This is a genomic window from Bradyrhizobium sp. CCBAU 51753 (assembly GCF_015291565.1).
GTDB classification, from domain to species: domain Bacteria; phylum Pseudomonadota; class Alphaproteobacteria; order Rhizobiales; family Xanthobacteraceae; genus Bradyrhizobium; species Bradyrhizobium ivorense.
In genome coordinates, this window is sequence record NZ_CP030037.1 from 9,092,056 (window position 1) to 9,114,519 (window position 22,464).

General features: G+C 65.9%; 22 protein-coding genes and 1 pseudogene. 8 read left to right on the forward strand and 15 right to left on the reverse strand.

Features of this window, described 5'->3' with window-relative positions:
• Positions 1-166: 166 nt before the first annotated feature.
• A complete protein-coding gene (locus XH93_RS41675; RefSeq protein WP_194471896.1) occupies positions 167-1,303 on the reverse strand; it encodes a hypothetical protein in 1,137 nt (378 codons plus the stop codon).
• A 343-nt stretch (positions 1,304-1,646) separates the two neighbouring features.
• Here XH93_RS41675 and XH93_RS41680 point away from each other — a divergent pair, with 343 nt between their 5' ends.
• From XH93_RS41680 to XH93_RS41690, 3 genes are all read left to right on the forward strand, one after another.
• Positions 1,647-2,207: an isochorismatase family protein gene (locus XH93_RS41680; protein ID WP_194471897.1), complete on the forward strand. Its 561-nt coding sequence runs from the start codon at positions 1,647-1,649 to the stop codon at positions 2,205-2,207.
• Positions 2,204-3,226 carry a GlxA family transcriptional regulator gene (locus XH93_RS41685; protein WP_194471898.1) on the forward strand — a complete coding sequence of 341 codons (1,023 nt, stop codon included), beginning with the start codon at positions 2,204-2,206 and terminating at the stop codon, positions 3,224-3,226. Before XH93_RS41680 ends, XH93_RS41685 begins: the two co-directional genes overlap by 4 nt.
• Positions 3,227-3,409: 183 nt before the next feature.
• Positions 3,410-4,522, forward strand: a complete 1,113-nt coding sequence (locus XH93_RS41690; protein ID WP_194471899.1) for a helix-turn-helix transcriptional regulator — start codon at positions 3,410-3,412, stop codon at positions 4,520-4,522.
• Between the two features lie 15 nt (positions 4,523-4,537).
• Here the strand turns inward: XH93_RS41690 and XH93_RS41695 are convergent, their stop codons facing one another.
• Positions 4,538-5,803, reverse strand: coding sequence for a serine hydrolase (locus XH93_RS41695; protein ID WP_246799451.1), 1,266 nt, complete (start codon positions 5,801-5,803; stop codon positions 4,538-4,540).
• 149 nt (positions 5,804-5,952) lie between these two features.
• Between XH93_RS41695 and XH93_RS41700 the strand changes: the two genes are divergently transcribed.
• Genes XH93_RS41700 through XH93_RS41710 form a run of 3 tightly spaced genes read left to right on the forward strand, consistent with a single transcriptional unit; the run spans position 5,953 to position 7,451 of the window.
• Complete coding sequence (locus XH93_RS41700) at positions 5,953-6,273, forward strand: hypothetical protein (RefSeq protein ID WP_194471900.1); 321 nt, start codon at positions 5,953-5,955, stop codon at positions 6,271-6,273.
• 13 nt (positions 6,274-6,286) lie between these two features.
• On the forward strand, positions 6,287-6,928 hold the full coding sequence (locus tag XH93_RS41705) for a glutathione S-transferase family protein (protein ID WP_194471901.1): 642 nt from the start codon (positions 6,287-6,289) through the stop codon (positions 6,926-6,928).
• 7 nt (positions 6,929-6,935) lie between these two features.
• Positions 6,936-7,451 carry a DUF1697 domain-containing protein gene (locus XH93_RS41710; RefSeq protein ID WP_194471902.1) on the forward strand — a complete coding sequence of 172 codons (516 nt, stop codon included), beginning with the start codon at positions 6,936-6,938 and terminating at the stop codon, positions 7,449-7,451.
• A 322-nt stretch (positions 7,452-7,773) separates the two neighbouring features.
• Here the strand turns inward: XH93_RS41710 and XH93_RS41715 are convergent, their stop codons facing one another.
• The 9 genes and pseudogenes from XH93_RS41715 to XH93_RS41755 all read right to left on the reverse strand — a co-directional run bounded on the left by XH93_RS41715 (position 7,774) and on the right by XH93_RS41755 (position 14,186).
• Complete coding sequence (locus XH93_RS41715) at positions 7,774-8,997, reverse strand: threonine ammonia-lyase (RefSeq protein WP_194471903.1); 1,224 nt, start codon at positions 8,995-8,997, stop codon at positions 7,774-7,776.
• A 121-nt stretch (positions 8,998-9,118) separates the two neighbouring features.
• Positions 9,119-9,859 carry a di-trans,poly-cis-decaprenylcistransferase gene (locus tag XH93_RS41720; RefSeq protein WP_139487510.1) on the reverse strand — a complete coding sequence of 247 codons (741 nt, stop codon included), beginning with the start codon at positions 9,857-9,859 and terminating at the stop codon, positions 9,119-9,121.
• Between the two features lie 36 nt (positions 9,860-9,895).
• Entirely contained in the window at positions 9,896-10,279 is a 384-nt protein-coding gene (locus XH93_RS41725) for a transcriptional regulator (protein ID WP_139487511.1), read from the reverse strand.
• On the reverse strand, positions 10,263-10,880 hold the full coding sequence (locus XH93_RS41730; protein WP_194471904.1) for a hypothetical protein: 618 nt from the start codon (positions 10,878-10,880) through the stop codon (positions 10,263-10,265). Before XH93_RS41730 ends, XH93_RS41725 begins: the two co-directional genes overlap by 17 nt.
• A gap of 139 nt (positions 10,881-11,019) precedes the next feature.
• Positions 11,020-11,376: a DUF1428 domain-containing protein gene (locus tag XH93_RS41735; RefSeq protein ID WP_194471905.1), complete on the reverse strand. Its 357-nt coding sequence runs from the start codon at positions 11,374-11,376 to the stop codon at positions 11,020-11,022.
• Positions 11,377-11,496: 120 nt separating this feature from the next.
• Positions 11,497-12,234: a thioredoxin family protein gene (locus XH93_RS41740; protein WP_194471906.1), complete on the reverse strand. Its 738-nt coding sequence runs from the start codon at positions 12,232-12,234 to the stop codon at positions 11,497-11,499.
• Positions 12,235-12,256: 22 nt separating this feature from the next.
• A pseudogene (locus XH93_RS41745) lies at positions 12,257-12,619 on the reverse strand (SRPBCC domain-containing protein); the annotation flags it as partial.
• Positions 12,604-13,077, reverse strand: a complete 474-nt coding sequence (locus XH93_RS41750; protein ID WP_194471907.1) for a helix-turn-helix transcriptional regulator — start codon at positions 13,075-13,077, stop codon at positions 12,604-12,606. The gene XH93_RS41750 and the pseudogene XH93_RS41745, both read right to left, overlap by 16 nt.
• Before the next feature lie 137 nt (positions 13,078-13,214).
• On the reverse strand, positions 13,215-14,186 hold the full coding sequence (locus tag XH93_RS41755) for a tripartite tricarboxylate transporter substrate binding protein (protein WP_139487516.1): 972 nt from the start codon (positions 14,184-14,186) through the stop codon (positions 13,215-13,217).
• A gap of 149 nt (positions 14,187-14,335) precedes the next feature.
• Between XH93_RS41755 and XH93_RS41760 the strand changes: the two genes are divergently transcribed.
• The gene (locus XH93_RS41760) at positions 14,336-14,755 is read left to right on the forward strand and encodes a VOC family protein (protein WP_194471908.1); all 420 of its coding nucleotides are present in this window, start codon (positions 14,336-14,338) and stop codon (positions 14,753-14,755) included.
• A gap of 215 nt (positions 14,756-14,970) precedes the next feature.
• A complete protein-coding gene (locus tag XH93_RS41765) occupies positions 14,971-16,551 on the forward strand; it encodes an AMP-binding protein (protein WP_194471909.1) in 1,581 nt (526 codons plus the stop codon).
• 173 nt (positions 16,552-16,724) lie between these two features.
• On the opposite strand, the gene XH93_RS41770 is transcribed toward XH93_RS41765, so the two are convergent.
• The 4 genes from XH93_RS41770 to XH93_RS41785 all read right to left on the reverse strand — a co-directional run bounded on the left by XH93_RS41770 (position 16,725) and on the right by XH93_RS41785 (position 22,299).
• On the reverse strand, positions 16,725-18,014 hold the full coding sequence (locus XH93_RS41770; RefSeq protein ID WP_139865021.1) for a cytochrome P450: 1,290 nt from the start codon (positions 18,012-18,014) through the stop codon (positions 16,725-16,727).
• 206 nt (positions 18,015-18,220) lie between these two features.
• Entirely contained in the window at positions 18,221-19,315 is a 1,095-nt protein-coding gene (locus XH93_RS41775; protein ID WP_139487520.1) for an HD-GYP domain-containing protein, read from the reverse strand.
• Between the two features lie 210 nt (positions 19,316-19,525).
• A complete protein-coding gene (locus XH93_RS41780; RefSeq protein WP_194471910.1) occupies positions 19,526-21,811 on the reverse strand; it encodes a molybdopterin cofactor-binding domain-containing protein in 2,286 nt (761 codons plus the stop codon).
• The gene (locus XH93_RS41785; RefSeq protein ID WP_139487522.1) at positions 21,808-22,299 is read right to left on the reverse strand and encodes a (2Fe-2S)-binding protein; all 492 of its coding nucleotides are present in this window, start codon (positions 22,297-22,299) and stop codon (positions 21,808-21,810) included. The genes XH93_RS41780 and XH93_RS41785 overlap by 4 nt, the downstream gene beginning before the upstream one ends.
• Positions 22,300-22,464 lie beyond the last annotated feature (165 nt).

Below are 22,464 nucleotides of genomic sequence, written 5' to 3' on the forward strand. Positions count from 1 at the left end.
GGGAGGATGGACAAGCTGCAGGCAGCAGATCATAACGCGCCTGATCCGACAATCCTGCAACCCGGCAGCAGCGCTCCACATCCGCGCTCTCGGCAGCGGACATGCGGAGCCATCGCGTCAATGTGATGAGAGCGCGGTAGCGTGACGACGGCCGCGGCCGCGACCGCTACAAGGCAATGGCGTTCTTCAAGCGCGACGTGATCTGATAGGCCGGCGACGCCAGCCGCTGCTGCAGCCATGGCCGCGCGCGCGTGCCGCTGGCCTCGTGCACGCCCTCGAACACGGTCATGTCGATCAGATCGGGATGACCGGCTGTGAGGTAGACCGCGCGCATCTCCGCGAACTTCGTGTCACGGCCATGTTCGATCGCGTTGGCGGCGTCGCGGCTGCCGATCTCGACGAACAGCGGACATGGGCAGATCAGGCGCGCCAGATTTTTGCCGGCGTATCTGGCGCGGCCGTTGTCGAAATGGATGTATGACGCGAGCTCGATGCCGAGATTGCCGCTGATGACGGGCGACATCAGAAATTTCGTCTCGTCGCGCATGTAGCCGGACACGACGGTCGGCCGCATGCGCCCCGTGGCGGCCTCGAGATGCAGCGCGAGAAACGCGCCCCAGGACACGCCATACACGCCGACATTCAGGCCGGACACGCCGGTCAGCCGCCGGCAGACGATCTCGCCGGCATCGAGCGATGCACACGACAGGTTGTGCGCGGAGATGCCATGGCATGCCAGCATCGCGGCGATGTTGTTCTGGCTTTCCTGGTTTCCGATCTGGACGATGTAGGGACACCAGACGGCATAGCCGTCCCGGCAAAGCTGCTTGCCGATCGCATTCATGTAATCCGGATCGGAGTCGGCGAAGCAGCGCTCCGGCGTCGCGGCCATGCCGTGGCCAAGCAGGATCAATCCCTTGACCTCGCCGTCGGGCATGCCGAGACAACCGCGCACCGGCAGGCCGCATTCGAGATCGAACTCGAGCTTCGTGACCGAGAACCCGTCTGCGGCGGCGCGCCAGACCCGGCGCATCTCGCCGGCGGACGGCCGATAGAGCCGGTCGTGCCGGAACAGCGATCGCATCTCGTGCCGGACCACCGCGCCGGTGGCGACGGCCTTGAGCTTTCCGCTTGCCGCGATGTCGAAGAACGAGCGGCAGAACGCGTCGTAACCGAGCGTCGGCAGATCGACATTCGCGCACGATCCCTGGCAACGGCCGAGCCGCAGCGCGTTGTCGCCGGCGATCGACGCGGGTCCGACCAGCGTCATCAACAGTCCGGACAGCGCCCTGCGGCTGATCATCGACCCTCCCCCGACGTGATCAAGGCTGAATGATCCGAGGTCGGCGCTAGCTGGCGCCTTCAGATGCCGGGACGCAAATTAAAGGATGTCCATCGTCGCGTGATCGCAGGCAGCGTTGCAAAGAAGCGACGGTCGCTGGCGGCGCTGCGCCCTGAAGATGTTTCGAAATGCGTCAGGGCAATTTCAAATCATCCAATCGCTTCCGGTCAGCCACATACTGCGCGCCGCGGAATCTCCAATCGAGATTGGCGCGAATTGTCCCATCTTGGTCCCGCGACAGTATTTTGATCCCGACAAACTGGTGTAGGCTGCCATTCATCGCAGCCGAGCCGGAACGCACGACATGTCCGCCACCGCCCTGATCGTCATCGATGCGCAGGAATCCTTTCGTCACCGGCCGTTCTTCACCGAGGAGGGCCTTGCCGCCTATGTCGACCGCCAGCAGGCGCTGATCGACGGCGCCAGGGCGAATGGCACGCCGGTCGTGCAGATCTTCCATGTCGCCGACAGCGGCGCGTTCGCCGAAGCCTCCGGCTTCGTCACCACGCTGGCGCCGCTACGGATCGAACCGGATGCGGTGTTTCGCAAGCGCCGGCACAGCGCGCTGGTCGGCACCGGCCTCGACGTCTGGCTGGCTGCCAATGACATCCGTCATCTCATCATATCGGGGATCCGCACCGAGCAGTGTTGCGAGACCACGGCACGGCATGCCTCGGATCTCGGCTACGCGGTGAGCTTCGTCGGCGAGGCGACGCTGACCTTTCCGATGACCGATGCGGCCGGCCGCCTCTGGAGCGCCGCCGAGATTCGCAGCCGCACCGAGCTCGTGCTGTCCGGACGGTTCGCGCGCATTGCAACGGTTGCCGAGGTGCTGGCCGATCCGAAGGAGGAGATCGCCGCATGAATTCCAGCCGGGGACAGCCGGCGGAAATCCCGGTGCTCCTCGTCGTACCGCCGCGCGTGCTGCTGCTCGACGCTGCCGGGCCAATGGAAGTGCTGCGCATGGCCAATCGCGAGCAGAGCGCCGTGCGCTTTGCCGTCCGTTTCGTCGGCCCGCAGGACTCGACGCAAAGCTCGATCGGGCTCGCCGTGGCCAATATCGCACCACTGCCCGACCGCGTCCCCGACGGGACGCTGGTGGTGCTTGCCGGAAGCTCGGATGCGCCGCCGGGCACCACAGCCAGCAGCCGCAAACAGGATGCCTTGCTCGAAGCCAGCATCGTCCGCTGGCTGAAGCATGTGATCCGGCCCGGCGTCAGCCTGGTCTCGATCTGCTCGGGCGCGCTGCTCGCCGCCCGCGCCGGCCTGCTCGACGGCTATGAGTGCACCACCCACTACGACAAGGTCGCCGAGCTCGCGCGCATGGCGCCGGCCGCTCGCGTCCGGGAGAACAGGCTGTATGTCGAGGATGGCGAACGGCTCTCCAGCGCCGGCATTGCCGCCGGCATCGACCTGATGCTGCATATCGTCGCCAAGATGGCCGGTCACGCCACCGCGCTCGCAGCGGCGCGCTATCTGGTGGTCTACCTCCGCCGCACCGGCGCCGACCCGCAACTCTCGCCCTGGCTCGACGGACGCAATCATATTCACCCGATGGTCCACCGCGCGCAGGACGCCGTTGCCGCCGACCCGGCCCATGACTGGTCGGTCGACGAGCTCGCGCGCGTCGCCGCCGCAAGCCCGCGCAATCTGTCGCGGCACTTCAAGGCGCACACCGGGATGAGCATCACCGATTATGTGAACCGCCTCCGCATCGCGCTGGCGCGCGAGCTGATCGCGGGCTCCAGGCTGCAGATCGAGACGGTCGCCGAGCGGGCCGGCTTCGCATCGGCCCGGCAATTCCGCCGCGCCTGGCACAGACTGCACGGCTCGCCGCCGAACGCGATGCGGAGCGAACGGACCGCCGACGCGGTGTCTCGGTAACGCAGCCGCGCATCGCAGTCAGCCGATGTGAAGATCACCGGCAATATCCTGCCGCCGCGCCCGTGCGTGAATGCTTGAAGCCCCGGAATCGCCCGGACTCCCGCGCTATCGCGAATTGCTCTACGAAATATTTCCGTCATCGGCGGGTTTATGTGTTGGGCAACGAGGCTTCAGGAACGGCCGATGAAGAATGACCTGCACGCGCATCTGATCGAACTGGCCTATGAGGCCGCGGTGGTGCCCGAGCTGTGGCCGAAGGTGCTGCATCAGGTCGGCAACATCGCAAGCGCACGCGGTATTGTGCTGCTGACCGCGGACCCGCATGACGTGCGCTGGGTCGCATCCCCCGATATCCACGACGACATGGTGGCCTATGTCGAAGGCCGCTGGCACGAGCGCAACGGCCGGCTGCCGCGGCTGCTCGCCGCCAATCATGCCGGCTTCCTGCGCGAGATCGACGTGTTCGATACGCCCGAGGAGATCCAACAGGATCAGCAGATCCGCGAATTCTTCCGGCCGCGCGGGCTCGGATGGGGCGCCGGCACCGCGATCCCGGTGCCGAGCGGCGACGTGCTGATCTACAGCGTCGAGCGTGAATACGATCGCGGACCGATCGAGCAGGAAGCGATCGCGCAACTCGATGCGCTGCGCCCGCATTTGGCGCGCGCCGCGCTGTTGTCGGCGCGGCTCGGCATGGAGCGCGCCAAGGCCGCGACCGAATCGCTGGCGATGATCGGGCTGCCCGCCGCGGTGCTGCGGCGTGGCGGCCGGCTGATGACGACCAACACGCTGTTCGACCGCCTGGTGCCCGACGTGATGCAGGACCGCGGCGAGCGACTGACACTCGCATCAGTTGCAGCCGACGCATTGTTTGCGCAGGCCCTCGCGGCGCTCAACGGCGGGCTGATCAGCATGGAGGTGCGCTCGATCCCGATCGCGGCGCAGGACGATCGGCCGCCGCTGATCGTGCATCTGGTCCCGATCCACGGCGCGGCGCAGGATCTGTTCGATCGCGCGGTGGCGATCGTGATGGTGACGCCGGTGGTGCCGGCGGAGGTGCCGACCGCGGAAGTGCTGCAGGGCCTGTTCGATCTGACACCGGCGGAGGCGCGCGTCGCGCGCGGCATCGGCGAAGGCCGCACCATCGAGGCGATCGCCCTGGCGTTCGGCACGTCCCGCGAAACCGTGCGCAACCAGCTCAAGGCGGTGCTGGCGAAGACCGGACTGCGGCGGCAGGTGGAACTGGCCGGCCTGCTCGCCGGCGCCAAGGTGCCGCCGGGCTCGCGCACCGAGTAAAGCCGCAAGCGATTGCTACGTCGCGGTGTGCGCCCGATAGAGCGCGCGCTCGAACGCCCGGCAGGCGTCGAGCGCAGGCGCATCGGCAAACGGCAGGATCTGCATCATGATCACGCCGGCGATGCCCGAGGCCGGGTCGATCCAGTAATAGGTGTTGAAGAGGCCGGCCCAGGTCAGGCTGCCGCCCTTGCGGCCGCCCTCGACCGGATCGAGGTTGATCATGTGGCCGATGCCCCAGCGCAGCCGGTTGCCGGGGAAGAAATCGACGTCGTTCGACAGCGCCGGATTGGTCGTCTTCATGACGCCGGCGGCGAGATCGCCGATCTGGTTGGCCGCCATCAGCGCCACCGTGCGCGGCCGCAGGATCGCGGTGCCGGCAAGACTGCCCCCGTTGAGCAATGCCTGCAGCAGGACGAGATAATCCGGCGCGGTCGAGTACAGCCCGCCGCCGCCCGAGAACGTTCGTGGTCCGGTGTGTCGCTCCAGCGGCTCGGGCTTGAGCGTGCCGTCGCTCTGGCGGACGTGGAGATGCGCCTCGCGGGCACGCTGCGGCTCGCTGATCGCAAAGCCGGTGTCGTTCATGCCGAGCGGACGCAAGATGTGATCGGCGAAATAGCGGTCGAGCGTCAGCCCGCTTGCGATCTCGATCAGCCGGCCGACGCGGTCGAGGCTGCCGCCATAGGCCCAGCGCCGCTCAGGATCGAACATCAGCACGCCGCGCGGCAGCGCCGGATCGGACCGCGCCGCCCGCCCATAACGTTTGGCGTCGGCATCCCACAGCGGATAGCTGAGGCCCGACGTATGCGACAGCAGGTTGCGCAAGGTGATCGGTTGGCGCGGCGGCCGCAGCTGCGGCACGCCCTTGGCGTCGAACCCGGTGAGCACGGGGAGCGCCGCCAGCGCCGGATCGACATTGGCGGCGGGCTCGTCCAGCTTCAGCCTGCCCTGCTCGACCAGTTGCAGCGCCGCGACCGAGGTCACGAGCTTGGCCATCGAGGCGATGCGAAACACGGTGTCGACGGTCATCCTCGCCGACGCGCCCTGGGCGCGGGCGCCGAACGCGCCCTGATAGATCGGTCCTTGCGCGCTCGCCGCCATGGCGACGATGCCGGGCACCTTGCCGCTATCGACCACGGCGCGCAGGGCCGCATCGATGTCCCGGCCGGACGTCGACGCGCGGAGCGGCGTCGCTGCGGCCGCCGGCCACGGATCGGCCATCGCGCCCGCGGCGACCATCGCCGCCGTGCGCAGCACCACATCGCGCCGACTGAAAGCCACCATCTCGCGGGCCGCTCCCTCCGGCCGTTATGCCGGACGGCGCCGCCGGGCACAATCGCCGGCGCAAACGAGCGCATGTTCAAATCGCGCCGGTTGCGCTAGTGATAGCTCCCCTTCCAGATCCGCGCGCCGGCCCGGCGCGCATCCCGTCAATGAGTGCATCCATTATGGCTGAAGCCGATCTCGACGCCGTCATCCGGCAAACCGCAAGAGTGCAGACCAAGGCCGTGATGGCGGCTGCGAAGAAGCGCCAGGCCGTCTGGGCGGCGCGCGCCGCCAAGGCCAAGGACAAGGAGGCCAAGGCGCGCTTCCGTTTCCTGGCCAAGAGCACCATGGAGAACGCCAGCGCCACCGCCAAGCGGCTGCAGAACTCGGCCGAGAACGCCGCCGACGCCTACGCCCGCGCCATGAAGAAGGCGATGGAAGAGCCGCCGCCGGCAAAGAAGACCGCGAAGAAGAAAGCGGACGCCTGACAAGGAGCCCTGCATGCTCACCGTCCATCATCTCGGCAAGTCGCAATCGGAGCGGATCGTCTGGCTTTGCGAGGAGCTGGAGATCCCCTATGAGCTGCAGCGCTATGCGCGCGATCCGGTCACGATGCTGGCGCCGGCCGACTACAAGGCGCTGCACTGGATCGGCACCGCCCCCGTGATCACGGACGGCGGGCTGACGCTGGCGGAGTCCGGCGCCATCGTCGACTACATCATCGCCCGCCATGGCGGCGGCAGGCTGGCGCTGAAGCCGGACCATCCCGACTTCGCGCAGTACCTGCACTGGTTTCATTTCGCCAACGGCACGCTGCAGGCGCAGCTCGGCCGTAACATGATCCTGAACCGGCTCAACCTGCCCGCCGACAATCCGATGCTGGTGGCGACCAAAGCGCGGGTCGACCGCTCGTTCGATCTGATCGACGCCAGGGTGCGTGACAACAACTATCTCGCGGGCGACGAATTCACCGCGGCCGATATCATGACCGGCTTCTCGCTGACGACCATGCGCTACTTCCTGCCTTACGATTTCGGCCGCTGCCCCAACATCAGGGCTTATCTCGGCCGTATTGGCGCGCGCCCGGCCTACCGGCGCGCCATGGAAAAGGGCGACCCCGGCATGGAATTGCTGCTGACATGAGGCGCTGATGCCCCGTTACGTCGCCCTGCTCCGCGCCGTCAATGTCGGCGGCACCGGCAAGCTGCCGATGACCGAGCTGAAGGCGATGTGCGAGGACGAGGGCTTTGGCAAGGTCCAGACCTACATCGCCAGCGGCAATGTGGTGTTCTCCTCAAAGCTCGGCGCGGCGAAGGTCAAGGCGGTGCTGGAGCAGCGGCTCGCGGCCTATGCCGGCAAGCCGGTCGGCGTCGTTATCAGGAGCGCGGATGAGATCGCCGCAGTGCTGAAGGCCAATCCGTTTCCGAAGGCGCCGCCGAACTACACGGTCGCGATCTTCCTCGACGAGCCGCCGCCGAAGGATGCGCTGAAGCAGATCAAGGGCCAGCAGGACGAGGAGGTGCGGCTCGGCAAGCGTGAGATCTATGTCGCCTATGGCAGCGGCATGGGCCGCTCCAAGCTAAAAATCCCCGCCGCCGCCAAGGGCACCGCGCGCAATATCAACACGATTGCGAAGCTGGCGGCGATGGCGGTGGAGGAGCCGTGAGGATCAACTATCGCCGTCATTGCGAGCGAAGCGAAGCAATCCATGCTTCCGCATATGCCGAGCGATGGATTGCTTCGCGGAGCCTGTCATCGGGCGCGCGTTCGCGCGACCCGTTGGCTCGCAATGACGTGGATGGAGCCGCGAGAACAATCCAACTCCGTCATCCTGAGGTGCGAGCCTCTTCGGCGAGCCTCGAAGGATCGACGGCCACCAGCCGGGCCGATTCATCCTTCGAGGCTCGCCCAGCAGCGCATTGCGCTGCAGGGCTCGCACCTCAGGATGACGGATTAGGAACCTCGGTGCGCGACGTCGACCACGCCGCTCAACTCTCCCTCACCGCAAATCCAGCCGTGCCGAGCTGGGCCAGTACGTCCTCGAGATGGGCGCGGTCGCGGGTCTCGATCACGAGTTCCAGCAACGTCGCCTTGGCCGGCAGGTCGGAGAAGGTGCGCTGATGCGAGACCTCGATGATGTTGGCGCCGGCTGACGCCAGCAGGTCGCAGACCGCGGCGAGCTGGCCGGGGCGGTCGACGATGTCGAGCGCAAGCTGGGTCAGCCGGCCCTCGCGCGCGAGCTCGCGGGTCAGCACCGAGGCGATCAGCCGCGTGTCGATGTTGCCGCCGGTCAGCACCAGGCCGACCTTGCGGCCGGCAAAGCGCTCCGGCGTCGCGAGCACGGCGGCGAGGCTGGCCGCGCCGGCGCCCTCGACCACTGTCTTCTCGATCGAGATCAGGGTGGCGACGGCGCGCTCGATCTGGTCCTCGCTCACCAGCAAGATGTCGTCGACGAGGTCGCGGACGATCTTTGTCGTGATCGCGCCGGGCGACTTGACCGCGATGCCCTCGGCGAGCGTATCGCCGCGCATCGGCAGGTTCGCGCCTTTGACGGCGTTGTACATCGACGGATAGAGCTGCGCCTGCACCCCGATCACCTGCACCGACGGCTTCAGCGCCTTCGCCGCGGTCGCGATGCCGGAGATCAGCCCGCCGCCGCCGATCGGCACCACCAGGATGTCGAGCTCCGGCACCGCCTCGAGCATCTCCAGCCCGATGGTGCCCTGGCCGGCGATGATCAAGGGATCGTCATAGGGATGGACCAGGATCAGGTCGCGCTCGGCGGCGTGCGATTTGACGAAGGCAAAACACTCCTCCAGCGTCTGGCCGATGATGAGGACCTCGGCGCCGTGGCGGCGGGTGTTCTCGATCTTCACCATCGGCGTGCCGATCGGCATCACGATGGTGGCGGGAATGCCGAGCCGCCTGGCGTGATAGGCCACGCCCTGGGCGTGATTGCCGGCCGACATCGCGATCACGCCGCGCCTGCGTTCCGCGTCCGATAGCGCCTGCAAGCGGTTGAGCGCGCCGCGCTCCTTGAAGGTCGCGGTGAACTGCAAATTCTCGAATTTGAGGAACAGGCGGCAGCCGCAGATCTCGCCGAGCGTGCGGCTTTCATTGCAGGCCGTGACCATGACGTGGCCGCGGATCACGTCCGCAGCACGGCGCACATCGGCAAGGGTCACGGCGGTGGTATCGGAAGGCTTTAGCATCGGGCTTCGCTTGGAACCGTTTCGGAACGGCGAAGCCTAGCCGGTTTTGACGCCGAAAACGACCGTGTTAGCGGATTCACCTCCCCGCAAGCGGGAGAGGGAGAGCAGTCGTATTCTGCTCTTACAGGTTCGGCACCTCCGCCGGTGCGATCGCTGTCAGCCCGCCGAAGCGGCGTTCGCGGCGGTGGAAGGCGGCCAGCGCATCGGCGAGCGCGTCGCCGTCGAATTCGGGCCACATCCGGTCGGTGAAATGCAGCTCGGCATAGGCGCCTTCCCAGAGCAGGAAGTCCGACAGCCGCTTCTCGCCGGAGGTGCGGATGATCAGATCGACGTCGCGCAGGCCGGCTTCGCCGGTGATGAGATCGGCAAAGCTCTCGCGGCTGAGCTGGCCGACGGCGCCGGCGCGCGCCGCGGCGTTCAGGATGGCGTCGCGCGCCGAATAGTCGATCGCGATACGCAGATGCAACGTGGTGCCGCCCGACGTCGCGGCCTCGGCGCGGGTGATCGCGCTGGCGATGCCGTCCGGCAGGCGGTCGCGGCGGCCGATCACGGTGAGGCGGACGCCATTGCGCACCAGCGCCGCGACTTCGTTGGCGAGATAGAACCGGAGCAGTCCCATCAGCGCCGTGACCTCGGCCTTGGGGCGGCGCCAATTGTCGCTGGAGAAGGCGTAGAGCGTCAGCGTGCCGACGCCCTGGTCCGGCGCCGCCTCGACCACGCGGCGGATCGCCTCGACGCCGGCCTCATGGCCGCGCAACCGCGACAGTCCGCGGCGGGTCGCCCAGCGGCCATTGCCGTCCATGATGATGCCGACATGCAGCCGTGCGGCGGGGTCCAACTTGAGCGCGACGTTACTTTGCATCACAAAGTCTCCGGGCAAAAAAATCCATCATGGTGATCAGGCGGTCTGGACGCCGAGGCGACCAGGCGCGCCCGCGTCCTTGCCGGCGGCTTTCGCCGCGTCACGCACCAGTTGCTCGAGCACGGCGAGATAGTCGAGGAAGCGGCGGCGGCCGGTCTTGGTCAGGCGGCAGGTGGTGTGCGGACGGTTGCCCTCATAGCCCTTGATGACATCGACGAGCCCCGCCTCCTGCAGCACCTGCAAATGCCTGGAGAGATTGCCGTCGGTCAGGCCGCACAACTGCTTGAGATCGGCGAAGGCGAGCCCCTTCGGGTGCGCCATCAGCGAGGTCAGCAAGCCGAGCCGTGCCTTCTCATGGATGACGCGGTCGAGGCCTTCATAGGCGAACGGCGCGCTGGTCATGTCAATCTTCGGCATCATCGTCTCCGGAGGCAAAATACAGCAGCGCCGCGAGCAGCAATTGGCCGATCGCGAACGGCAGTCCCATGGTCCAGGGCGACAACGCGTGGCTCTGACTTGCGATCAGGAGCACCGTGAAGCCCGAGAGAAAATACCAGGCGCCGCCCAGCGCAATCGTGCGCGGCAGGAGGCGCACCGAGGCGAACACGCCGAGGCTGACCAGCACCTGCCACAGGCCGGGCAGCATCCACAGCGTCTCCGGCGCGAATTTCCATTGCAGGACCGCGAGCAGCACGCCGGCGATCGCCGCAGGAACAAACTGCTCGATCGCCTGCTGCACCATGGTATCGGCGAGACCGGAGTGATGCCGCCGCGAGCGCGCCTGCATCTCGACCCAGATCAGCACGGCCGACAGCAGCGCGGCCGCGGCCCAGCCGGCGAGAAAGACGATCGGATGCGAGGTGGGGTCGGCGAGCCACAGATACTGGGCGAATGCGGTGACGAGCGCGATGCCGCTCGTTGCGGCGACAGTGGCCGGGCCGTAGCCGCGGAACGCAGTGCCCGCCGCAATCTGATTGCGGATCGCGAGGATGTCGGCCAATGCCTTGTCGAGGTCACGCATGATTCGCCCGAACTTTGTACTGCAAAGTATACGGGCTCACCAAGCAAACGCAAGCGGCTGCCTACCGCGCGCGCTTCAAGATGTTTAACTGCAAGTTACTGCACGAATCCTGCACAGATCCCGCATGAAGGCGGGCCGCTCACACCTTCACCAGCTGAGCAAAGCCACCATAGATCATCCGCGCGGCGTCGAACGGCACGTTGTCCTTGTTTATCGATGCGAGGCGGGGATCCGCCATCACCTTGGCGTTGATCCTGTCGCGCTGGGCGCGCGACTTGTAGGTGATCCAGGCGAACACGACGGTCTCGCCGGATTTCAGCTTCACGCTTTGCGGAAACGAGGTCAGCTTGCCCGGCTTGACGTCGTCGGCGACCCATTCGCGATAATCCAGCGCGCCGTATTCGCGCCAGATCTTGCCGGCCATCTTCGACAGTTTTGCATAGGCCTTGAGTTTCTTCTTCGGCACGGCGACGATGAAGCCATCGACGTAGGGCATGGGGGGATTCCTTCCAGCGTCATTGCGAGGAGCGAAGCGACGAAGCAATCCCTTTCACCGCTTGCGGCGCCATGGATTGCTTCGCTCCGCTCGCAATGACGGAGCGCAAACGTGCTCGCATCAACCGTGACAGCAGGATGCCTGAACCGGTGCCGGTTGGTACTGGTCACGTAGCCGCACCCAATCCATCGGATAGGGCAGCCCTTCTTCGTGACGGCCGAGCGGCGTCAGATCGAGATAGTGATAGGCGGCGTTCATCATGTCGAGGCCGCGCGCGAAGGTGGAATAGGTGTGGAACACGGCACCGGAATCGTCGCGGTAGAACACGCTGACCCCAGGCAATTCGTCGCCATAGGGCGGCGTGGTGCCGAAATTGTACTGCGCCTCGCCCTTGTCCATCTGCTCGCGGGTGAAGGTGACGCCGTAATCGTAGTTGAAGTCGTTATCCCCCGACGACACCCAGTCGAAGCTCCAGCCCATCCGCTGCTTGAACGCCTCGAGCTTTGCCAAGGGCGCGCGCGAAATTCCCGCCATCGCGGTGTCGCGCGCGGCGAGATGCGGCGCCATGCGGTCATAACCGTCGGCCCAGAACGAGCAGCTCTTGCAGGCCACATCCCATTCGGGCGCGAACATGATGTGCTGCACCACGAGTTGCGGCCGGCCCTTGAAGAGGTCGCCGAGCGTGACCTTGCCGGTCGGCCCGTCGAACAGATAGGGCTTGTCGACCTTGACCCAGGGCAGCTCGCGGCGCTGGCGGCTCAGCGCTTCGCGCGCCTGCGTCAGCTCCTTCTCGCCGGCCATCAGCGCCTTGCGGGCTACGATCCATTCCTCGCGCGAGACGATCTTGTGCTGTTGCATGAAATGCTCCTTTCGACAGCGGTCAGGCGTTGACGAAATTTTCCAGATTGCCGAGGGACTCGGTCCAGCCGCGCTGGTGATTGTCGCGGGCGGCCTCGTCGGCGAATTGCGCGTGATGGAAGGTGAGCAGCGTGCCGCCGGCCTCGGGCTTGATCGAGATCGTGACCAGCGACTCGCGCTCCGGCGTCGAATGCCAGGCCCAGCTGAACACCAGCCGTTCGTTCGGCACCACCTCACGATAGACGCCGCCGACCTCGTGATATTCGCCGTTCGAGCCCGAGAAGCTGATGCGGTAGCGGCCGCCGACGCGGACATCGAGCTCGGCGCGCGTGGTGCCTGATTTGACCTGCCCGGGCCCGAACCACTGCGCTAGGTTTTCCGGCTCGGTCCACGCGGCGTAGACCCTTTCCGGCCGCGCCCGGAGGCGCCGCGTGAGGGTGAGGCTTGGACGCGTGTCCGGGCGCGCGGCGAAGCCGGCGTCGGCTGCGGTGCTGTTGGCCGATTGATTGACCATGGGTTGTCCTCCACAAAAGCGGCAAGGCGGTCGAGATTGTCGGACCAGAATTGCGCGTAGCGATTGAGCCAGTTCATCGCCTGCTCCATCGGTCTCGCGGTGAGCCGGCAGGCCACCGTGCGGCCGGTCTTCTCGCGGGCGATCAGGCCGGCATCCGAAAGCACGTCGAGATGCTTCATGATCGCCGGCAACGACATCGCAAACGGCTGCGCCAGCTCGCTCACCGACAGGCTGTCGCGGCCGCCGAGCCGGGCCAGCAAGGCCCGGCGGGTCGGGTCGGACAGCGCAGCGAAGGTGCGGTCCAGCGTCTCGTCTTGATACTTAACCATGTGGTTTAGTATAGGCGCAATCGGCGCGGCGTCAAGGGCGCGGCATCACGATCGCGTCAAGACGGCGGTGCCCGCAAAAGCAAAGCCCCGCCTTGCGGCGGGGCTGGCTCCTTTCAACGGTGAGCGCTGTTGGCGACTTACTCGACCTTGAGGCCGGCGAACTCGACCACCTTCTTCCACTTGTCGGTCTCGGCCTTGATGTCGTTGCCGAACGCGTCCGGCGTCTGGATCAGCGGATCGCCGCCGAGTTCGACCAGCCGCTTCTTCATGTCGGGCTCGGCGAGAATGGCGTTGATCTCGGTGTTGAGCTTGGCGATCAATTCCTTCGGCATGTTCTTCGGCGCCCCCATGCCGAACAGCGCGCTCGCCTCATAGCCCTTCACGGTCTCTGCGACCGCCTGCACGTCGGGCAATTGCGCGGAACGTTCCGTCGACGTCACGCCGAGCGCGCGCAGCGCGCCGGAGCGGATGTGCTGGATGATCGAGGGCATGTTGTCGAAGATCACCTGCACCTGGCCGCCGAGCAGATCGGTGATCGCCGGCGCCGCGCCGCGATACGGCACGTGCTGCATCTTGCAGCCGGTCATCGCCATGAACATCTCGCCGGACAGATGCACCGAGGTGCCGTTGCCGGACGAGGCCATGTTCACCTTGCCGGGGTTCGCCTTCACGTATTCGATGAACTCGGCGACGTTCTTGGCCGGCACGTCCTTGTTGACCGTCATCACGTTGGGGACGCGGTTGAACGAGGCGATCGGCGCGATGTCGCGCACGAAGTTGAACTTCAGGTTGGCGTAGAGCGACGCGTTGATGTAGTTCGCCGGATTGACCAGCAGCACGGTATAGCCATCGGGCTCGGCGTTGATCGCGGCCTCGGTGGCGATGTTGTTGCCGGCGCCCGGCTTGTTCTCGATCACGAATTGCTGGCCGAGCCGTTCCGACAGCCGCTGCCCGACCAGGCGCGCGATGATGTCGGTGGCGCCGCCCGGCGGATAGCCGACGATCCAGCGCACCGGCCGCGCCGGATAGTCGGCGGCGGAGGCGCGGCCGATCGCGAATGTCGAAATCCCCGACCCGATCAGGCCCAGCGCGGTGCGGCGTGAAATCATTGAAGTTTCTCCCGATGCGGCAGGGTTTGGCGCCCTGCCCGTTTCTGTTGAGTTGCAAGCGGCGGGGTTTTAACAAACAATGCCGGATGCGGCCAGTGCGACACGAATGCAGCCGACCGCGACGAAAGGCTAAGCCGAAAGGATCTACGATGGCCGTCAAGGTGAATGCGCTCGACCATCTCGTGATCAACGTCACCGATGTCGTGCGCTCGGTTGCCTGGTACAGCAGGATCCTCGGCATGGAAGTGAAGGTGTTTGATCCCGGCAACGGCAAGACGCCGCGCACCTCGCTGGTGTTCGGCCATCAGAAGATCAACGTGCGGCCGCGCGATGCCGACAAGGTCGAGTGGTTCACCGCAGATCACGAGACGGCCGGCAGCGACGACCTCTGCTTCCTCACCTCGAGCACGCCGGCGGAAGTGGTCGCGCATCTCAAGGCCAATGGCGTCAAGATCGAGGAAGGGCCGGTGGCCAGGCAGGGCGCGCGCGGCACGCTGCGCTCGGTCTACTGCCGCGACCCCGACGGCAGCCTGATCGAGATTTCGTCGTATGAGGACGGCGCGAAATAGGCTGTCCCGAGATTTTGCACGATCTCGCCGCGTCATTGCGAGCGCAGCGAAGCAATCCATACCTCCACAAGCGGCACGATGGATTGCTTCGCTCCGCTCGCAATGACACGCGGATAGGCCCTGCCAAATCTCGATTTGCCCATTGCCCCGACCGGTGGCAAAACGCTTCGCCAAGACATCAAGCAAGCAGCCGCTGAAGCTGCGCGGGAGGACGCATGACCAACTCAACGGCGGCGCCGGGCATCGTGGGGCCATTTGCGGGGCTCGACGTGCCGTGGCTGCTGCAGATGCGCGCCGAGCTGCGGCGCGATCATCCGTTCCTGACCTGGGCGCCTTTCGACGCGCCGGCGCGGCGCTGGACGTATGGCGAATTCCGCGAGCGGGTCGGCGCGCTGGCGGCGGGGCTTGCGAAGCGCGGCATCCGGCAAGGCGACTATGTGCTGATCCATCTCGACAATTGCATCGAGGCTGTCATGGCCTGGTTCGCCTGTGTCGAGCTCGGCGCCATTGCCGTCACCACGAACACCCGCTCGGCCGCCGCCGAGATCGAGTATTTTGCCGGCCATTGCGGCGCGGTCGCCGCGATCACCCAGCCGGCCTATGCCGAGCTGGTCGCCGCCAACTGCAAGGGCCTGCGCTGGATCGCCGTGATCTCCCACGATGCAGGACAAGCGCCCGCAACGGCGCCGTCGCGCGGCGACAGCTTTGAGGCGCTGTTCGCCGACAGCGCCGACCGGCCGCGCCGCCCGACCGATCCGCTCGCCCCGTGCAGCGTGCAATACACTTCCGGCACCACATCGCGGCCGAAGGCGGTGCTGTGGACGCATGCCAACGCGCTGTGGGGCGCCAAGATCAACGCCGCGCATCAGGACTTGCATGCGTCAGACGTGCACCAGACCTATCTGCCGCTGTTCCACACCAATGCGCTGGCCTATTCGATGCTGGCCTCGCTGTGGGTCGGCGCAACCTGCGTGATCCAGCCGCGCTTCTCGGCCAGCCGGTTCTGGCCGGTGGCGCTGGAGCATGGCTGCACCTGGACCTCGACCATTCCGTTCTGCATGAAGGCGCTGCTCGAGCGCGAGATTCCCAAGCAGCACACATTCCGGCTGTGGGGCACCGCGGTCAACGAGCCGCCGGCGTTCGCCGCATTCGGCGTCAAGATCATCGGCTGGTGGGGCATGACCGAAACCATCACCCACGGCATCGTCGGCGAGATCGACCAGCCCAACATCCCGATGTCGATTGGCCGCGCCGCGCCGGAATACGAGATCCGCATCACCAACGATGACGGCACGTCCACCGGCGTCGGCGAGACCGGCAATCTCCTGATCAAGGGCATTCCCGGCCTGTCGCTGTTCGCCGAGTACCTGCACAACGAGAAGGCCACGCGCGAGAGCTTTGACGAGCACGGCTATTTCATCACCGGCGACCGCGTCACGCGGCTGGAGCGCGGCTACATGAGATTCGGCGACCGCGCCAAGGACATGCTGAAGGTCGGCGGCGAGAATGTCGCGGCCTCCGAGATCGAGCAGGTGATCGCGGTGATCCCGGGCGTGCGCGAGGTCGCCGTGGTGGCGAAGAAGCACCCAATGCTGGACGAGGTGCCGGTGGTCTTCATCATCCCGCAGGCCGGCGTCGCCGCCTTGCCGGCCGATCTGCACGACAGGGTGATGACGACCTGCCGCTCCAGCCTCGCCGACTTCAAGGTGCCGCGCGAGATTCGCTTTGTCGACGACATGCCGCGCTCGACCTTGGAGAAGATCGCGAAGGCGGAGCTGAGGAAGATGGTGGATTAGAATCCTGCTTCACCCCGCGTCATTGCGAGCGAAGCGAAGCAATCCATCCAGCCGCATATGCGGAACCATGGATTGCTTCGCGGAGCCTGTCATCGGGCGCGCGTCCGCGCGACCCGTTGGCTCGCAATGACGGGGAAATAGCCGGCTACACAGCAACATGCGTGGGGTGGCCGTCAGTTCACCTCGAACCGGATCGGCAGCTTCTTCGGGCCGTTGACAAAATAGGCCTGCGTCATCTTCACCTCGCCGTCGAGCGACAGCGATTTCAGCCGCGGCAGCAGTTCCTCGAACAGGATGCGCATTTCGAGCTTGGCCAGATACTGGCCGAGGCAGAGATGCGCGCCGTAGCCGAACGCGACATGGCGGTTCGGCTTGCGGTCGCTGCGGAAGCGGTAGGGGTCCTCGAACACCTCCTCGTCGCGGTTGCCCGAGGCGTAGCACAGCATCAGCCAATCGCCCTTGGCGATGCGGCGGCCGCCGAGCTCGGTGTCCGCGGTGGCCGAACGCATGAAATGCTTGACCGGCGTCATCCAGCGGATCGCCTCGTCGACCAGGCCCGGGATCAGCTCCGGATTGGCCTTCACCTTGGCGAACTCGGCGGGGTCCTCGGCCAGCGCCCAGATCGCGCCCGCGGTCGAGGACGAGGTGGTGTCGTGGCCCGCGGTCGCGACGATGATGTAGTAGCTGGTGGCGTCGAGCTCGGGCAGGTATTCGCCGCCGATCTTTGCGTTGGCGATGACGGTGGAGAGATCGTCGCGCGGGTTGCGGCGCCGATCTTCGGTGATGGTGCGGAAGTAGGCGGAGAAGTCGGCCACCACCGCCTGCATCATCCCGGAGTATTGTTCCGCGCTCAACGCCTCGCGGATGCGCGCAGTGTCGGGATCCTGCGGACCAAACAGCTCCTGCGTCAGCTTGAGCATGCGCGGCTCGTCCGCTTCCGGCACGCCGAGGATCTCCATGATGACGTGCAGGGGATAGCCGAGCGCGACGTCATCGACGAAATCGCAAGCGCCGCCCTTGTCGAGCATCCGCTGCACCGTGGCGCGCGCGATCTGGCGGACGCGGGCTTCGAACTTGCCGAGATTGTTCGGCATGAACCAGCCTTGGGTGAGCGCGCGATACTTTGGATGATCTGGCGCATCCATCTGCACCAGGGAGCGCACCAGATTCGGCCCGCCGGTGATCTTGCGGATGCGCTCCACCACCGCTTCCGGCGTCAGCGTGGTGGCGCGATCGGCATTGTGGAACAGCTCGTTCTGACGGCTGACGGCCTGGATCTGCGCGTGCTTGGTAACCACCCAGAACGGCTCGAACCGCTCCACCCGCGCGATGCCGAGCGGATTGTTGGCGCGCAGCCAGCGATAGCTGTCGTGGATGCGGTGGTCGGCATAGGCGACCGGATCGACCAGGGTCGCCGCGATATCGGCGGGGATATCGAGATTTTCAGTTGCCGTCGTGTCCATGGGTCGTCCTTGCCATCTGCGCATTGATCGCGCCGATGATCACCGGAATCTAGGCGGGGTTAAGGACGCGGACTTGCGTTGATTGGCTAGAGTCCTTGCCCCAACCGTCATCGCGAGGAGCAAAGCGACGAAGCAATCCATCTCTCCGCACGCGGGGAGAGATGGATTGCTTCGCTTCGCTCGCAATGACGCGGGGAGAGAAGGGCTCAGTAATGCCCGAACGCCACCGGGCGGAACGCCTGCAGCAATTGCTGGTCGAGCTTGCCGGCCATCTCCTCCATCATAGAGAACGCCTTGGCGTGGGTGAATTGCAGGCGGTAGGCGCGCTTTTCGACCAGCGCGGCGTAGACGTCGACGATGGTGGTGACGCGGACGATGTCGCTGATCTGGTTGCCGCTCAGCCCGTTCGGATAGCCGGTGCCGTCGAGAAATTCGTGGTGATGCAGGATCACGTCGAGCATTTCCGGCGGAAAGCCGCCCTGCGCCGACAGCGCCTCGTAGCCGCGGCGCGGATGCTCGCGCATCTCGGCCATTTCCTCGACCGTCAACGGGCCGGGCTTGTCGAGCAGCGCCACCGGAATGAAGGCCTTGCCGACGTCGTGCAGCAGCGCGGCGCGGGCGAGCCGGCGCTGGTCGTCCTCGCGCATGCCGAGATGCTGCGCGAACGCCACCGCAAAGCCGGTCACGAACAGGCAGTGGCGATAGGTTTCCTGGTGATGGCAGCCGACCGTGGTCAGCCACTCGCGCAGCGAATTGTGCTTGATCGCCTTGAGGATCTTGTTCTCGGCCGCGACGATGTCGTCGTATTTCAGCGGCTCGCCGGCGCGCATCCGCTCGAAGATCTTGACCATCACGCCGTGCGCGGCCTCGACGCCGCGGTTGAGCGCCTTGCCGCGGTCGGTTTCGTCATAGCCGCTGTCGTCGGGGAAGGCGGCGCGGATGCGCTGCAGGATGCCGCGCGCATCGAACGGCCGCGAGATCGTGTCGGTGGCGCCGAGCGCCCAAGCCTGCATCGAGGCGTGGTGCAGCGCATCCGCCAGCACGAACAGCCGCGGCATCTCGCGATAGGCGTCGGCCTGCAGCTTGGCGCGGACCAGTTGCACGGCTTCGGGCGAGCGCAGGTTGATGTCGACCACGATGCCGGAGAGGTCGCGGGCCGGCTGCTCGGGAATCTCGGAGGTCAGGACGGTGTCGACCTCGCCAACCGACCGCAGGATGCTGGCGAGTTCGTTGCTCTGATCGCTGCGGTCCGACGCCAGCAACAGGCGGCGCTTCGAAGTGTTGTTGGCTAAGGCTGTCATGCAATCCCCGTCGCGGTAACCGACCGACCGGGCGACGCTACCTGACGATGCGTTCCCTCCGGCTTAATGGGGATGCTGAACGGCGGTTAAGCACAATGCATACAATTTGAGGAACCGCGGAATCCGCCAGCAAGATCAGGGGCCCCAAAAACAAACCGCCGGGGAAATGCCCCCGGCGGCCGATCTTTTTGCAAGCGGAAGACGCTTTGTTCAGGCCTTCATCGCCGCCTTCACCGCCTCCGCGGTGATCGGTAGCCCGCGGACGCGGGCGCCGACCGCGTTGAACACGGCATTGCCGATCGCCGGCGCCACCACCGTCACCGCGGGCTCGCCGACCCCGGTGGCCTTTTCGCCGTTGGCGATGACGTTGACCGCGACCTCCGGCATCTGGCTCATCCGCAGCGGCGTGTAGCTGTCGAAGTTGGTCTGCTCGATGCCGCCGTCCTTCAACGTCGCCTTCTCGAACAGCGCCAGCGACATGCCCCACAGCGCCGCGCCCTCGACCTGGGCCCGGATGCCGTCGGGATTGACCTGGGTGCCGACGTCGGTTGCGACCGTCAGCTTCTTCACCGTCACCTCGCCCGACGGCGCGACCGCGACATGGGCGACGCAGGCGGTCCAGCTGGCGGTGGCGCGCTCCTGCGACGACACGCAGGCGACGCCCATGCCTTCACCCTTCGGCAGCTGCTTGGTGCCGTAACCGGCGAGGCCCATCGCAGCGAGCAAGGTGTTGCGGAGGCGTTGCGCGCCGCCGTCATTTTTGCCCTTGCCGTCGAGCAGCGAGATGCGCAGCTGCGCCGGATCCTTGCCGGTCGCGTGTGCGATCTCGTCGATCATGCTTTCCACGGCCCAGAAGGTCCAACCTGGCGCCACCGAGCGCAGCTGACCCGACGGGGTGGCGTTGTGCGCCATCTCGTTCTTGATCGCCCGCACATAGTGGTTGGGCACTGTGTAGAAGAAGTCCGCGCCGTTCACCGTGAATGAATCGAGCGGGCCCTTCTTGTCGACCGAGGGCGTCAGGAAATCGGGGATTCCCCAGCGCGCGGTCGGCCAAGCCGAGACCACGTCATGGCTCATCGCGACGATCTTGCCGTCGCCGTCCATGCCGGCCTTCACTTTCTGGTAGGTGAGCGGACGCGAGAAATCCATCGTCATGTCGTTTTCGCGCGTGTAGATCACCTTGACCGGCTTGCCGACAGCCTTCGCCGCCTGCACCGCGGGCACCATCATGTCGGCGTCGAGCCGCCGGCCGAAGCCGCCACCCAACCACATCTGGTGCATCACGACATACTTCGGATCGATCCCGGCCGCGCCGGCCGCGATCGCGCCGGAGCGGGTCGCGAACTGGTTGCCGGAATACATGTGCAGGATGTCGCCCTTGAACTCCGCAGTGGCGTTCATCGGCTCCATCGGCGCATGGATGTTGATGTTGGTGGTGTACTCCGCCTCCAGCACCTTGGCCGCGGAGCCGAACGCCGCGTTGGGATCGCCGTCCTTGACGAAGAACTCGCCGGAGTCGCTGAGCCCCTGCAGCCGCTTGGCCTCGGCGAACAGCGATTCGCTCGACAGTTTTGCGTTCGGGCCGCCGTCGTAGCTGATCTTCAGCGCCGCGGCCGCCTTCTTGGCGTTGGCATAGGTATTGGCGACGGCGACAACCCAACCGGTCGTGGTCCCGGTCTTGTCGTCGAGCGTCACCGCCTTGATGTAGCCCGGCACCTTCTTGGCTGCGCTGTCGTCGACCGACTTCACGGTGGCGCCGTAGCGCACCGGCGGGGTCACGATGGCGCCGTGCACCATACCCGGCAGCATCACGTCGATGCCGTATTTCGCCGTGCCGTTGGTCTTCGACGGAATGTCGAGTTGCGGCACCGAGACGCCGATCATGGTGTACTGATCGGGCGACTTCAGCTTGATCGCCTTCAACTCGTCGGCCGTGAAAGTCTTGGTCGCCTTGCCGCTCTTCACGACGTCGGCAAACGACATCGACTTCTTCGACTTCGGATGGCTGATCGTGGACGAGCGCACCACACACTCGTTCGCGGGCACGCCCATCGAGGCGGACGCCGCCTCGGTCAACGCCATGCGCCCTGCGGCACCGGCACGGCTCATCGCATCGAAGTTCATCATGGTCGACCAGCTGCCGCCGGTGATCTGCGCCCCGAGCACGGGGTCGTTGAACTTCGGATCGTTGGAGGCGAGCTGGACCCGCATGTCCTTCCAGTTCGCGCCGAGCTCTTCGGCGACGATCTGCGCCATGGTCGAGGCGACGTGCTGGCCCATGTCGGCCTTGCCGCAGGTCACGGTGACGAGACCGTCGGGCGCGATCGAATACCAGACGCTCGGCTCGAAATTGGCGGGCGCCGCTGCGGCGGCCTGCTCGATGCCGGGCACGCCGGCATAGCCGAGCACCAGACCGGTTGCAGCGGTGCCGACCAGGAAGGAGCGGCGGCTGAGGTCTGTGGTCTCGGGGGTGACGTCCTTGACGTGCTTGTTCATGTGGCCCTCCGCTCGGTTCCGGTGGCCGACGCGGTGCGCATTTCGGATGCCGCCCGCATGATCGCCTTCTGAATTCTTGAATAGGTCATGCAACGGCAGAGATTGCCGTCCATATGCGCGACCACTTCGTCCTTGGTCGGGTTGGAATTCTTCGACAGCAGCGCGGCCGCCTGCATGATCTGGCCGGACTGGCAGTAGCCGCATTGCGGCACCTGCTCGGCGATCCAGGCCTTCTGCAGCGGATGATCGCCTTTGGCGGAGAGTCCCTCGATGGTGGTGATCTTCTTGCCGGCGGCGTCGGCGACCGAGGTCTGGCAGGACCGCACGGCTTCGCCGTTGAGGTGGACCGTGCAGGCGCCACACAAGCCAGCGCCGCAACCGAACTTGGTGCCGGTCATCTGCAACTGTTCGCGGATGACCCATAGCAGCGGCGTGTCGTTGGCCGCCTCGACGGACATATTCCGTCCGTTGATATTGAGATTTGGCATCTCTCTCCCCTTCCGGTGTATGAAGCCGCTTACGGCGGCAGCTCACTGTTGGGTCTCGGCTGCCGCCCACCGGGTAAGCGACAGTTGCCATGACAATGATCCGGTTACCGGCTGGAGGCAATCCAATTTGGAATTGCTCGAATGCAATTAATTTTCGAAGATGCC

What these genes read in the sequence shown, in the direction of transcription:
- XH93_RS41675 (WP_194471896.1), bottom strand. Translation starts at nt 1,303, where the DNA reads ATGATCAGCCGCAGGGCGCTGTCCGGACTGTTGATGACGCTGGTCGGA.
- XH93_RS41680 (WP_194471897.1), top strand. Translation starts at nt 1,647, where the DNA reads ATGTCCGCCACCGCCCTGATCGTCATCGATGCGCAGGAATCCTTTCGT.
- XH93_RS41685 (WP_194471898.1), top strand. Translation starts at nt 2,204, where the DNA reads ATGAATTCCAGCCGGGGACAGCCGGCGGAAATCCCGGTGCTCCTCGTC.
- XH93_RS41690 (WP_194471899.1), top strand. Translation starts at nt 3,410, where the DNA reads ATGAAGAATGACCTGCACGCGCATCTGATCGAACTGGCCTATGAGGCC.
- XH93_RS41695 (WP_246799451.1), bottom strand. Translation starts at nt 5,803, where the DNA reads ATGGTGGCTTTCAGTCGGCGCGATGTGGTGCTGCGCACGGCGGCGATG.
- XH93_RS41700 (WP_194471900.1), top strand. Translation starts at nt 5,953, where the DNA reads ATGAGTGCATCCATTATGGCTGAAGCCGATCTCGACGCCGTCATCCGG.
- XH93_RS41705 (WP_194471901.1), top strand. Translation starts at nt 6,287, where the DNA reads ATGCTCACCGTCCATCATCTCGGCAAGTCGCAATCGGAGCGGATCGTC.
- XH93_RS41710 (WP_194471902.1), top strand. Translation starts at nt 6,936, where the DNA reads ATGCCCCGTTACGTCGCCCTGCTCCGCGCCGTCAATGTCGGCGGCACC.
- XH93_RS41715 (WP_194471903.1), bottom strand. Translation starts at nt 8,997, where the DNA reads ATGCTAAAGCCTTCCGATACCACCGCCGTGACCCTTGCCGATGTGCGC.
- XH93_RS41720 (WP_139487510.1), bottom strand. Translation starts at nt 9,859, where the DNA reads ATGCAAAGTAACGTCGCGCTCAAGTTGGACCCCGCCGCACGGCTGCAT.
- XH93_RS41725 (WP_139487511.1), bottom strand. Translation starts at nt 10,279, where the DNA reads ATGATGCCGAAGATTGACATGACCAGCGCGCCGTTCGCCTATGAAGGC.
- XH93_RS41730 (WP_194471904.1), bottom strand. Translation starts at nt 10,880, where the DNA reads ATGCGTGACCTCGACAAGGCATTGGCCGACATCCTCGCGATCCGCAAT.
- XH93_RS41735 (WP_194471905.1), bottom strand. Translation starts at nt 11,376, where the DNA reads ATGCCCTACGTCGATGGCTTCATCGTCGCCGTGCCGAAGAAGAAACTC.
- XH93_RS41740 (WP_194471906.1), bottom strand. Translation starts at nt 12,234, where the DNA reads ATGCAACAGCACAAGATCGTCTCGCGCGAGGAATGGATCGTAGCCCGC.
- XH93_RS41750 (WP_194471907.1), bottom strand. Translation starts at nt 13,077, where the DNA reads ATGGTTAAGTATCAAGACGAGACGCTGGACCGCACCTTCGCTGCGCTG.
- XH93_RS41755 (WP_139487516.1), bottom strand. Translation starts at nt 14,186, where the DNA reads ATGATTTCACGCCGCACCGCGCTGGGCCTGATCGGGTCGGGGATTTCG.
- XH93_RS41760 (WP_194471908.1), top strand. Translation starts at nt 14,336, where the DNA reads ATGGCCGTCAAGGTGAATGCGCTCGACCATCTCGTGATCAACGTCACC.
- XH93_RS41765 (WP_194471909.1), top strand. Translation starts at nt 14,971, where the DNA reads ATGACCAACTCAACGGCGGCGCCGGGCATCGTGGGGCCATTTGCGGGG.
- XH93_RS41770 (WP_139865021.1), bottom strand. Translation starts at nt 18,014, where the DNA reads ATGGACACGACGGCAACTGAAAATCTCGATATCCCCGCCGATATCGCG.
- XH93_RS41775 (WP_139487520.1), bottom strand. Translation starts at nt 19,315, where the DNA reads ATGACAGCCTTAGCCAACAACACTTCGAAGCGCCGCCTGTTGCTGGCG.
- XH93_RS41780 (WP_194471910.1), bottom strand. Translation starts at nt 21,811, where the DNA reads ATGAACAAGCACGTCAAGGACGTCACCCCCGAGACCACAGACCTCAGC.
- XH93_RS41785 (WP_139487522.1), bottom strand. Translation starts at nt 22,299, where the DNA reads ATGCCAAATCTCAATATCAACGGACGGAATATGTCCGTCGAGGCGGCC.